Here is an 11,822-nt window from a genome sequence, read left to right as displayed (position 1 = left end):
GGCTAAAATCACTTTTGCCTTAGCTGTCTGTTCAAGACATTATTTTATACAGTAATTCTCGCACCGTTGCGGGTTCAAACGGCTTATCACAAATGGCATCAACTCCCGCTTGCGCAATATTAGCTAAGTGAGTGTCGTTTGCCTCTGAGCTCACCATTAAAATAGGAATATGTGAGTAGCTATTTGAGCTTCTAACGGCTTCTGTTAGTTCTCGCCCGTCCATTTCTGGCATGTTGTAGTCGGTTACTATTAAGTCAAACGGTTGGTTATTCAAGTGCTCAATAGCTTCTTTACCGTTTTCAGCTTCTATTGGTGCAGGTATTCCCATCCCCGCAAGTACACGTATTATGTGTTTACGCGCAAAGCGGCTGTCGTCTACCACTAAAACTCGCAGCAACGTTACGTCAAAATGATCAAGTTCTACTTCTTCTTCGCTTATAATATCGAGGGTTGCTTTGAGTGCGCGGGTAATGGCTTTTGCGCTAAAAGGCTTTGGCAAAATAGCCAGCACACCCGATTGGCGTAATTGCTCAAGGTATTTTTTATTACGCTCGCTCGATATAAGCATAAAAGGTTGATGCTCGGTGAGAGGGTTTGATCTTATTTCTTGCAATAGTGAGTCGGCTGTCCCGTCAGATAAATACATAGAGCTTATAACTAGATCAGGGTGATAACTTGCTAATAAGCTAAGCGCTTGTGTTTGTGTAGATGCAGTTTCAACTTGTTTTACACCACTTTCTAAAAGCGATTTTATTATTATTTTTTGCTGAACCTCTGAAGGCTCTACAAGTAAAATGGACAAGTTTGCTATTGCAGTTAAGTCGCTCATTCAGATCTCTTTAGTATTGTTATAATCAGGATAATAATAACATTTTTGACTCGTTAATATTATATAAAGAGATTGTAATATTTAAGAAAACATTACCAACCCCTTTAAAATATAGCACTTATTAATTAGATTGAATGTAATCTAATGCATTCATTTTTTTATATGTGACGTTAGCGTGCAAAATATGCGCAGGTGCGGGGTCAACCACTTCAACAGGAATGTCGTAATTTCGGGCTATTTCAATGGCCATTTGCGTAATATTGACGCTAAACGAGGTGCCCATAAATACAATTTTATCGGCGTTGAGCATACGCTGTTGTGCTTGTGTTATTCTGTAAAGCTCGGTGTAGTATTCGTCAAATAATAAAACAAAGGGCTTAAATGAATGGTTTAGGTCAGGCGTTTGGTTTTGAATATTAAATAGCTCAAAAAGAGACTCTTGCAGGCGGCTTTCGTCTACGCTATCCCACGGGGTGGCAACTGGCGTGACAGGCTCACCTTGCTCATGAAATAAGGTCATTTGATCAAGCCTGCCGTGTATCGCTATGTAATTTTTGTTACCCGCTTTGCCATCAAGCCCATCTATGTTTTGAGTAATTAGGTTTTTGTCACTTAGCCAATGGTGTACGTCGTTTGGGCCATGGTTGCGATACGTTGCAAAGCGATGGTAATACCATGCTAAAAACTCTTTTGGGGCGTTTTGGTACATTGCGCGCGTTGCCATTTCCATAGGCGTATAATTTTTACTGCCAATGGTCCAATAACCATCCTCCCCTCTAAAGGTGGGAATACCACTGGCTGCGCTGACTCCCGCTCCGGTAATGTAAAGAGTGTTCACTTTTCAACCTCGTAACCGAGTACGTTAGCGCTTACTTGCTGACTGTTATCTATACCACCAATTCGATATAAAACCCCACTGTGCTCAAGTAAGCCACGATGATCCATGCTCTTTACTTCAACTGGGGATAAAATTTGCCATTCGTTTTTTTCGATACTAAAGCGCCAAACATGGTCACTTGCAGGTGCAGGTTTGCCGTCGTAACCTATTGCGCTGTAGTTATATGGGTTATTAGAGCCTGCCATCATATAAATATTGCCATTATAGCTGGTGGCTGCCATTCGGTAGTGAGCAGTGCCTGTTGGATGTGGCAATGTGCGCCAATCTATTTTTTGTGGATTAGTTGAATCTATTGTGCCTTTTAAGCACTGTGCTACACCTGCAAACGAGCGACGCGAATCAGGATTAGCTTGTGTTTTAACGCCATCACAAATAACAATGGTGTTAGCACTAATAGCAGCGGCTTGGCCAAATACAGGCTCACCTAAAAATGGCGAGGCTTGTTGCCATGTATTATTTTGCGTGTCGTATACTTGTACTAAGTTTACGTTGCCGTCGTTATGCCAACCGCTAATTAGATAAATGTAACGCGCTTTGTAGCTCAGCGCTACGCTATCGTCTACGGGTACTGGCATGCTCGCAAGATGAGTGTAGGTATCTTTTATTACGTCGTACCTATATACGTCGGGGCTTGAAACTTCAGTATGATCCTCTGCTACCGTATAGCCGCCAAACACATAAGCGTACTCGCCTAAACCGACTGCGGTGCTCGCTAAGCGCCCTTTTAATGGCAAGCTTGAAGGCACACCAGTTTTAGATTGCCACTGTGAATCGCCAACTTTAAGCGCCCACACTTTGTTATGCACTGACGAGTATTGTTTATCGCCCCCCAGCCCCATAAAGCTTAAAAAATAGGTTTGGTTTTGTACTGTAACTTTAGCCACAGCATTATTAGCAACTGGCTCTGGTAAAGTGGGAAGGCTTGCTAACGCAAGAGAAAAAAGAAGGCTCATAAGGCAAATAATTTAATAAGAATTAATACACTCAGATTAAATTATTTTAACCTTGTGAGCCAGTATTGTTATATCTAAATAATCAAACGCTTTTGATTAGTAACCATATTAGTAGGCAATACTAATATACTGATTTACGTGCGCTGCATTTTGCGCTACATCAACCATTGCGGTTGCATAATCAGTGACCGAAACTTTGCTTTCGCCTGCATCATTAGTAAAAAATGTATTACTGCCGATACGGTAATTGCCTTCATTATCACCCAGGCATAGCTTGTGCAGTTTATTTATCGAGGAGCTACCAACAAACTGCTGTAAGAGCATTTATAGATTTTTAACGCAGCACTGGAAAACCGCTATTAAAAATGTGGCGCTAAGTAATGTATTGTAGTTAAGGGCGTTGTGATGATGAGTTGTCTAAGGTGGTAGTTCGGCATAATTTTTAAGGTAAATAGGTTACGTTATCTAAGCCTTGTTGTTTATTTTTGTACATAGCTTGATCAGCATATTTTATAAGTTCGTGATCTGTTTGTCCGTGCTCTGGGTAGTTTGCAATGCCAATACTGGGGGAAATATTTAGTAGTACGTCATCTAACTTAAAGACAGCTTTAAACTCAGTGAGAACTTTATTTTTTATTCTGACGGTTTCGTGGCTAGAACTTAAATTATCTAAAATAATTAAAAATTCGTCTCCACCTAAACGCCCTACTGTGTCGTAATGCCTAACCGACGCTGAGAGCCTTTTTGCTATAGCACATAAAAGCTTATCGCCAGTTTCGTGTCCGTGGGTGTCGTTTACTGCTTTAAAGCCATTTATGTCTATAAACAGCAAAGAAAAAAATGTGTTGTTTGTAGTTGCACTAATAATTACTTTTTCTAATCGCTCCATCAATAAAGAGCGATTTGGTAAGCCAGTTAATACATCGTGCCGAGCCATGTAATGGAGCTGCTCTTCCATTACTTTTCGCTCAGTTATATCGTGCGCAACTGCAATTCTTACTTGATGTTGCTCTGACCAGCGAACAGACCATAATATATGGACTATTTGACCATCTTTTCTCATCCAGCGGTTTTCGAAGCGAGGGTTTACCGTTTCGCCAGACAATAGCGAAGTTACGGCGTTATGCGTTTTATAATGATCACCTTCGTAAACATAGTTAATCATTTTTTTGCCTACAACTTCGTCGGCCGTATAACCAAAAATTTGCTCAAATGCTGCGCTTACAAAAACAAATGTGCCTTGTTTATCTACCACACAAACGGCATCAAGCATTAAAGCGAGTACTTCTTCTACATTAATTAATTCATTTTTTATCATACTTTGGTGCCTTCAAAGCAAAACCAAGCAAATTTAAGTATTCTATATAGCTTTAACAAAAGCAAAGATAATTAAACCACAATCGCAGATAACACAGGGCTAGGTATAAATTGTGCCCATATAATTAATATTGCTTTGAGAAGCATGACACGAAAAAGTTAAGATTAAATATTTAATAACCGTAAATACTTTGAAGTTATTCTGAAATAGACTAAATTTTAAGTCATATATAAACATATAACTATCAGCTATTTACATTTTACTGACTCTTTAATAAATATACTTATAAAGTTCATTTAACTATATTTTTACAGTTCAATTGGGCGAAATTAGACCTTTTAACTACTATAAAATTAGTTACCTTGATTTAATCTCATTTATGCTTTTACACTGTTAATGTATGTTAATATTGTGTGATATCACATGTATTACAAAAACAAAGACTGTTTTTGATTTTTTGATTGCGCAGGAGACTTTTGGGTGAAAATATCACAACGTTTGTTTTGGCCATTACTTTTTGTTTGCCCTCTCTTAACGGCCGAACCGTTTGAAGATGAAGACCTCGATCTTGATGCTTTAATGGGCATGGATGTACAAGCAACTTCTGCGATGAAAAGAGCACAATCAGCATTTGATACCGCTTCATCTATTTATGTATTAAGTAAAGAACAAATTACTAACTCTGGTGCTACATCAGTACCTGAAGCACTGAAAATGGTGCCTGGTTTAATTGTACGTCAGCTCGATAACAATCAATGGGCTATTTCATCAAGAGGTATTGCCTCTCGATTTTCTAGCAAACTATTGGTTATGATTGACGGACAAAGCTTATATACCCCAAAATTTGCTGCAGTTTATTGGGAAACACTCAACGTTCCTTTGTATGATATTGAACGCATTGAAGTAATACGCGGACAAGGCGGATTACTTTGGGGTAGTAACGCAAATAATGGCGTGATTAATATCATTACTAAAAACAGTATTGATACTCGCGGTGGATACGCAAACGTAACAACTGGTAATCAAATAAATGTTGATGCAAATCTTCGTTACGGTGGTGATATAAGTAACATAGGCAGCTACCGTGCGTATGGTCATGTAAAAGATGCGAATGAATCAAAAAAAGGGATTTCACTCGCACCTAACGATACAACTAAACAAAATTCTTTAGGTTTTCGGGCTGACTTTACCCCTAATGATGAGTGGTCTGCGCTACTTCAGGGGGACGTTACTCACTCAACACTTGGTCAAAACTATCGAGGTGTTATAGATGAAACCAACGAAAACATTTCATTCTCAGATGATTTAAAGCGAACAGACTCACGCATAATGGCGCGCCTTGAAAACAGAGTGTCGCCCGATGCCAATCAAATGCTACAAATTTCTTGGCTGAAACAAAATGGTTCTCAAGATTATATTAAAGAAGACTTTGAATCGATAGATATTGATTATCAAATGAACTTCATATACCAATCTCTACAGCTAGATTGGGGATTAAACTACCGGTATAACTCTATCTCTTTCGCAGAAAGTGTATTTTTAGATAGCGATAAAAACTTTGATAACCTCAAACAGTTTGGTGCACTTGTTCAAGCTCAATACAATGTGACACCTGATACACTCGATTTTATTATTGGTACTAAGCTTGATCATAACGATTTAACCGGCTGGGAAAATCAACCGTCAGCAAGGCTTATATACAAACCAGTAGATAACCACCTTACTTGGGGTGCTATATCGAGAAGTGTACGTACACCAACATTGATTGAATTTAACGACAACTTTAAAGTTAATGGTACAGAAATTAAAGATCTTACCGGTTTAAGCTCTGGCTTTGGACAAATAGACGACTACCGAATTGCAACCTACCTAAATGGTAACGACAAAGTTAAATCTGAAAACTATCTATCTTATGAATTAGGCTACCGTTTTACTGCTAACGATTGGTCATTGGATCTTTCTACTTATTATACAGATGCTAATAACGTAGCGGTTATTGATATGAATACCCATGCTGAACAATTCACACCTATACTTGAATTATTTCTAGCAGGGAGAATCCCAGAAGTATTTCAAGCACTAACAATGACTCGCATAGATTTAGACTTTGCATCTGTAGCAGACACGACCACTAAAGGGTTCGACCTAGTTGTATCATGGCAACCAGTTGATAATCTCAATACTGAGTTTGGTTATAGTTACACCGATTATAAGTACGATTTACCTCCTCGAGTAGAGCCCGCAATCGGCTATGACTCTAAAAACAGGCAGTTATTTGCAAAAGCCGATTATTCTTTTTTAACCAACCATAATGTGTTTGCGACATTGCGCGCAATAAACTCAAATGCATATAACACTGATAATTACACAACGTTAGATATTAGTTGGAATTGGCAAGCAACACCTGTGTGGTCTACTGCAATTTCGGGTAAAAACCTCTTTGCAGGTTCACATATTGAGTACAATAATACGCGCGAAACCTATACATTACCAAACTATATTGATGAATGTATTACGTTTACAATTTCAGCGAATTTCTAAGTTAATTAGATGATTAAATTAAGAAGTTTAATTCACAGTAGCTTAATAACGTTGACACTTTTTAGTGCCAGCGTTTGTGCTGTTGAAAAAGAATACATGCTAAAAGCAGGCTTCTTATATAACTTTGCACGTTTTGGACACTGGGATTATCATTTAGAATCTCTTAATGAATTTATTATTTGTAGCCCTGATAAATACTTTATTGATGCAGCTAACAACGCTTTAAAAAGTCGCACTATAAAAAACTTACCTCTATACAATAAATTAATCACTCTTGATAAAGTAACAACCTCGGCGTGTAACATGCTATTTATTACCTCTGATACATTTATCGAATGGCAAAACATAACTCCTTTAGAGCTGAAAAACGTTATGCTCATTGGTGAAACAGACACATTTATTGAAAATGGCGGTCATATCAGGTTTTTTCTTTCCAGTGGCAAAATTCGCTTTGAAATTGCTCCGAAACAGCTTAAAGATGCAGGCATTACTATGAGCTCAAAAGTGCTACGCCTTGCCCGCGTTGTAGATAGGTAGTGCAATGAAAAAACTATTTGCATTAAATACGATGAGCAAAAAATTACTATTTATCTTAATGAGTGTTGCACTTGTATCAACCGCGACAGTAACCATTGTATTTAGTGCTTATGAAATCACTAGCGCTAAAGAGGAACAAATAGAAAGCTTGGGCTCTCTGTCAAAAATGCTTTCACCGAATATAACTACAGCACTTATGTTTGATGATATTGATGCAGTGCAAGAGCTTATAAACCCAATACTTATACGATCAGATGTCATTAGTATAATGGTAACAAGTATGACTGGTGAGCAACTTGTTATTGCGCAATCCGAAGATGAAGATATGGAGCAAAGTATTGAAGTAAGTACACCCCTTCAGCTCGATATGCATGATTACGGTATATTAAAAATACGCGCTAACAACAGCTACATTCAAGACAGAATTACTTTTTACTTTAAATTTATAATGATTTTGATGGTATTCACCTTTGCCATCAGCCTAATTTTATCTCTTTTATTAAGGCGTCGCTTTTTAAACCCTATTTTATATCTAGCTCAAACAGCAAATAAAATAACTACATCACACGATTATAGCTTACGCGCTAAACAGCTATCACAAGATGAAGTAGGACAATTAACCTCTTGTTTTAATGCGATGTTATACAACATTGAGCAAAGAGAAAATTCATTAGAAAACCAAGTTAGACTGCGTACTAATGAACTTGAAAATGCGAATATTCAGTTGCAACAATATGCCTACCAAGATGGATTAACCGACTTACCGAACAGGCGTTATTTTTACGAAAAACTACAAAGCTTAGTAAGTATTAAGGGAATGAAGTTCGCCCTTATATTCATAGATTTGGATGGCTTTAAAGAAGTAAATGACAGCCTAGGTCACGACTACGGTGATTTACTCTTACACCAAGTAGCAACAAGACTGCAAAGTTGTATAACGACTAAAGATACAGTCGCACGTTTGGGTGGTGACGAATTTACATTAATTTTAGAGGGTGTAAATAGCCCGGATGAAGCATCAAAAATTGCCGAAGCAGTAAAAAGTAGCTTAATGCAGAGCATTAAAGTAAAAAAAGAAACAGTCTATGTTACCGCAAGCATAGGTTTAACATTTTTCCCTGCTGATGGTTTAACAGTAGAAGAGCTCGTTAGACGCGCTGACCAAGCAATGTATTTATCTAAAAATAAAGGGCGGAATCGCTATGAGTTTTTCTCCTATGCTATCGAAGAAAAAGCCACAGAAAAGCGTCGTCTAATAGAGGAGATACGCACTGCAATTGTAAAAAACCAATTTGAATTATTTTACCAACCTATATTTTCAATTGACGGGAAATCAGTACCAAAAGCTGAAGCCCTAATTCGTTGGAATCACCCTGAGCGAGGCCTAATAGGGCCAAATGAGTTTATACCTGTCGCTGAAAAAAACGGATTAATAAACGATATCGGCCAATGGGTAAAATCTCAAGCAATTCAAGATACTGTCCAATTCAATGTTTTAAGTGAAAAGACAATTCAAGTCAGTGTAAATACATCACCTCTTGAAATTGACCGCGCTGGTTGCTGGGTGGATGAATGGATTATTGCAAGTAAAAAGTACCAACTACCCGCAAACACCATTTTAATTGAAGTCACTGAAAATACTTTAATGGATCCCGACTCGTCAATACAACGACAATTAAAACGCTTAAGCACTATTAATATAGATATTGCAATTGACGACTTTGGTGTTGGTTATTCTTCTTTGGCGTATTTACAGCGCTTAGATATAGATATTTTAAAAATAGATCGCTCATTTATCAACGATATAGAATCAAACGATAATAGTATTGCTCTCGTGAAAGCTATTATCACTATGGCTCACAATCTAGACGTAATGGTGGTTGCTGAAGGAGTTGAGACACAAAAACAGTATGACCTATTAAAGCAGCTTGCTTGTGATTATATTCAAGGCTACATTTTTTCAAAGGCAATTACTAAACAAGAGTTTATGGAAAAGTATATAATACCAATCCGCAATAATACTTAATCATTTTTCGGGGCTGAACGTGTCGCTACCTGTGTTAAAAAATTTTCATTTAGAACAACTAAATAGCAATTTTTTTGCCTAGCTATCAACACGTTTTCCATCCTAAAAATAGATCACTTAATTAAGCGAATTGGTATAAAACAAAAAGAAGTGATCTGATTTATGTCTATCATGCTAGATTTTAGCAAGCCAACACAGAACATTTCTTTACTTTTGCCTTAAAAATCCATGTATTTAAAGCTCAATCCCAAGCTATAACCAGCGAGGGACTAGTTGTTTATACTCTTTATATTGTGTAGAAAAACGATGAGCTAAATGAGCCTCCTCAACTAATGTTTGTCTATATATAGCTGTAAAACCAATAACTAAACAGGTCAAACTAAATATACTAGGTAAGGCTAAAAAGAACCCCACCTGTGCAGCTACAACGCCTAAATACATCGGATTCCTAGAGTATTCATATAATCCTGATGTTTTAAGCTCATGTGGTCCCTTAGGATCAATGCCTGAACGCCAAAGGGCTGCCATATGAAAATGTACAAACATCGTTAAAATAAAGCCTGCTGTCAATAATACATCGCCAAATAATACGCCTGGCCAGCCATTGAGTATCGGGAATAGCCCAAGATAGCTATCTAACTCAGGTACAAACACTCTAATTACACATACAAACCAAATAGCAGCCCTGAAAAATTTAAAAACCATATGGTTCCACCAACTAGTACAAAATTTATCACCGGGATAAATAACGCCTGATGGTGTATTTCGATTTTTATAAATAATTCTAAATGTATAAAATCCGGCAACAAAAGTATAAAAAATAGCTAAGTAAACTCGGGTAAATTCAACTAGCGATGCAGAGTCATCTACAAATGTTTCATAAGGCATTTAAGTTACAGCTCACAATCATTATTGGTAGTAATTTTAAAACAACTAAGCCAATAGATTTAGTTATAAGATCATGAAATCATATTAGTATTCATTGCCCTCATAAACAAGCTAAGTCTGTGGTTAGTTAACGAGTTATAATGAACTAATCAAACTAATTTATAAATTCTGTTTGATACTTCACCTAAACAACTGCTTACACAAACCGAAAACGTAAATTCGGTAGTTCACAATTTTATTTTTATACCAACTCGCTTAATTAAGTGATCTATTTTTCCGCCCTACTCGATGGTGTTGGTATGAGTGTATATTAATTGCGCACATTTCACTTTTCTGCAGGCGTAATAAAGCCCGACTATTTCTAGTCGGGCTCTCTACAATTTGAAGTCGGTGCGCTACGCAGTAAGATGTCGTAGTGCCCACAGCGGTGGAGAGCCACAGTGAAATGCTACACTATCTTTGTGTCGCGATATGAGTGTGTTAATTGCGCACATTTTACTTTTCTGCAGACGTAAAAAAGCCCGACTATTTCTAGTCGGGCTCTCTACAATTTGAAGCCTGGTAATGTCCTACTTTCACATAGCAAATGCTACACTATCGTTGGCCGGGGCTCGCCTTCGAGCTGTTTTGTTTCACTACTTAGTTCGGCATGGGTTCTTGGCTATTTATTAAATCCCAGATAGCAAAAAACCCGTCACATTGCTGTAACGGGTCTCTACAATTTGAAGTCTGGTAGTGTCGTAGTGCCCACAGCGGTGGAGAGCCACAGTGAAATGCTACACTCTCTTTGTGTCGCGATATGAGTGTGTATTAATTGCGCGTATTTCACTTTTCTGCAGACGTAAAAAAGCCCGACTATTTCTAATCGGGCTCTCTACAATTTGAAGCCTGGTAATGTCCTACTTTCACATAGCAAATGCTACACTATCATCGGCGCTGTTTCGTTTCACTACTGAGTTCGGCATGGAGTCAGGTGGGTCCAAAACGCTATTGTCACCAAGCAAATTTGGGCGTTAATCCGTATTTCTACGCACTAACTGAATTTGGAAAATATCTGATAATATTTTTTAAGTCTTTCTAAGTAATGTCTACTTTAGTCATATTAACTTCTGTCTAAACTGTCGCATAAAACGCGTTTGGCGTTGTATGGTTAAGCCTCACGGGTAATTAGTACAAGTTAGCTTAATGGCTCACACCACTTCCACATCTTGCCTATCAACGTTGTAGTCTTCAACGGCCCTTCAGAGACTTTAAAAGTCTAGTGAGAACTCATCTCGAGGCCTGCTTCGCGCTTAGATGCTTTCAGCGCTTATCAGTTCCGAACGTAGCTACCGGGCAATGCCATTGGCATGACAACCCGAACACCAGCGGTTCGTTCACTCCGGTCCTCTCGTACTAGGAGCAACCCCTCTCAATTCTCAAACGCCCACGGCAGATAGGGACCGAACTGTCTCACGACGTTCTAAACCCAGCTCGCGTACCACTTTAAATGGCGAACAGCCATACCCTTGGGACCGACTTCAGCCCCAGGATGTGATGAGCCGACATCGAGGTGCCAAACACCGCCGTCGATATGAACTCTTGGGCGGTATCAGCCTGTTATCCCCGGAGTACCTTTTATCCGTTGAGCGATGGCCCTTCCATTCAGAACCACCGGATCACTATGACCTACTTTCGTACCTGCTCGACGTGTCTGTCTCGCAGTTAAGCTGGCTTCTACCATTACACTAACCGTACGATGTCCGACCGTACTTAGCCAACCTTCGTGCTCCTCCGTTACTCTTTAGGAGGAGACCGCCCCAGTCAAACTACCCACCAGGCACTGTCCGTAA

General features: G+C 38.6%; 9 protein-coding genes and 2 rRNA genes. 3 read left to right on the top strand and 8 right to left on the bottom strand.

What is annotated here, in order from left to right; translation table 11 throughout:
* Positions 1 to 31 precede the first annotated feature (31 nt).
* The 5 genes from QT16_RS04480 to QT16_RS04460 form a co-directional block, all read right to left on the bottom strand.
* Entirely contained in the window at positions 32 to 829 is a 798-nt protein-coding gene (locus QT16_RS04480) for a response regulator (protein WP_039486531.1), read from the bottom strand.
* Positions 830 to 950: 121 nt separating this feature from the next.
* Positions 951 to 1,667: an SIR2 family NAD-dependent protein deacylase gene (locus tag QT16_RS04475; protein WP_039486528.1), complete on the bottom strand. Its 717-nt coding sequence runs from the start codon at positions 1,665 to 1,667 to the stop codon at positions 951 to 953.
* Positions 1,664 to 2,680 carry a Kelch repeat-containing protein gene (locus QT16_RS04470; protein WP_039486525.1) on the bottom strand — a complete coding sequence of 339 codons (1,017 nt, stop codon included), beginning with the start codon at positions 2,678 to 2,680 and terminating at the stop codon, positions 1,664 to 1,666. Before QT16_RS04470 ends, QT16_RS04475 begins: the two co-directional genes overlap by 4 nt.
* 108 nt (positions 2,681 to 2,788) lie before the next feature.
* The gene (locus QT16_RS04465) at positions 2,789 to 3,004 is read right to left on the bottom strand and encodes an NAD(P)-dependent oxidoreductase (RefSeq protein WP_039486520.1); all 216 of its coding nucleotides are present in this window, start codon (positions 3,002 to 3,004) and stop codon (positions 2,789 to 2,791) included.
* Between the two features lie 118 nt (positions 3,005 to 3,122).
* Positions 3,123 to 3,998 (bottom strand): sensor domain-containing diguanylate cyclase, encoded by an 876-nt coding sequence (locus QT16_RS04460; protein WP_039486518.1) that lies wholly within the window; start codon positions 3,996 to 3,998, stop codon positions 3,123 to 3,125.
* A gap of 480 nt (positions 3,999 to 4,478) precedes the next feature.
* Between QT16_RS04460 and QT16_RS04455 the strand changes: the two genes are divergently transcribed.
* From QT16_RS04455 to QT16_RS04445, 3 genes are read left to right on the top strand one after another with little or no spacing between them, the layout of a single operon-like run.
* Positions 4,479 to 6,539 carry a TonB-dependent receptor plug domain-containing protein gene (locus tag QT16_RS04455; protein WP_039486515.1) on the top strand — a complete coding sequence of 687 codons (2,061 nt, stop codon included), beginning with the start codon at positions 4,479 to 4,481 and terminating at the stop codon, positions 6,537 to 6,539.
* A 9-nt stretch (positions 6,540 to 6,548) separates the two neighbouring features.
* The gene (locus QT16_RS04450) at positions 6,549 to 7,076 is read left to right on the top strand and encodes a YfiR family protein (RefSeq protein ID WP_082007384.1); all 528 of its coding nucleotides are present in this window, start codon (positions 6,549 to 6,551) and stop codon (positions 7,074 to 7,076) included.
* 4 nt (positions 7,077 to 7,080) lie between these two features.
* Positions 7,081 to 9,102: a putative bifunctional diguanylate cyclase/phosphodiesterase gene (locus QT16_RS04445; RefSeq protein WP_039486511.1), complete on the top strand. Its 2,022-nt coding sequence runs from the start codon at positions 7,081 to 7,083 to the stop codon at positions 9,100 to 9,102.
* A 252-nt stretch (positions 9,103 to 9,354) separates the two neighbouring features.
* On the opposite strand, the gene QT16_RS04440 is transcribed toward QT16_RS04445, so the two are convergent.
* The 3 genes from QT16_RS04440 to QT16_RS04430 form a co-directional block, all read right to left on the bottom strand.
* On the bottom strand, positions 9,355 to 9,990 hold the full coding sequence (locus QT16_RS04440) for a methyltransferase family protein (protein WP_039486508.1): 636 nt from the start codon (positions 9,988 to 9,990) through the stop codon (positions 9,355 to 9,357).
* 886 nt (positions 9,991 to 10,876) lie between these two features.
* Positions 10,877 to 10,991, bottom strand: a 5S ribosomal RNA gene (rrf, locus tag QT16_RS04435).
* Positions 10,992 to 11,136: 145 nt separating this feature from the next.
* Positions 11,137 to 11,822, bottom strand: a 23S ribosomal RNA gene (locus tag QT16_RS04430); the annotation flags it as partial.

It is taken from the genome of Pseudoalteromonas distincta, from assembly GCF_000814675.1.
GTDB lineage: Bacteria > Pseudomonadota > Gammaproteobacteria > Enterobacterales > Alteromonadaceae > Pseudoalteromonas > Pseudoalteromonas distincta.
The sequence above is the reverse complement of the archived record's forward strand: the minus strand, read 5'-3'. Positions and strand labels throughout refer to the sequence as shown.

Coding starts and splice junctions, on each gene's coding strand:
- QT16_RS04480 (WP_039486531.1), bottom strand. CDS start 829: ATGAGCGACTTAACTGCAATAGCAAACTTGTCCATTTTACTTGTAGAG.
- QT16_RS04470 (WP_039486525.1), bottom strand. CDS start 2,680: ATGAGCCTTCTTTTTTCTCTTGCGTTAGCAAGCCTTCCCACTTTACCA.
- QT16_RS04465 (WP_039486520.1), bottom strand. CDS start 3,004: ATGCTCTTACAGCAGTTTGTTGGTAGCTCCTCGATAAATAAACTGCAC.
- QT16_RS04460 (WP_039486518.1), bottom strand. CDS start 3,998: ATGATAAAAAATGAATTAATTAATGTAGAAGAAGTACTCGCTTTAATG.
- QT16_RS04450 (WP_082007384.1), top strand. CDS start 6,549: ATGATTAAATTAAGAAGTTTAATTCACAGTAGCTTAATAACGTTGACA.
- QT16_RS04445 (WP_039486511.1), top strand. CDS start 7,081: ATGAAAAAACTATTTGCATTAAATACGATGAGCAAAAAATTACTATTT.
- QT16_RS04440 (WP_039486508.1), bottom strand. CDS start 9,990: ATGCCTTATGAAACATTTGTAGATGACTCTGCATCGCTAGTTGAATTT.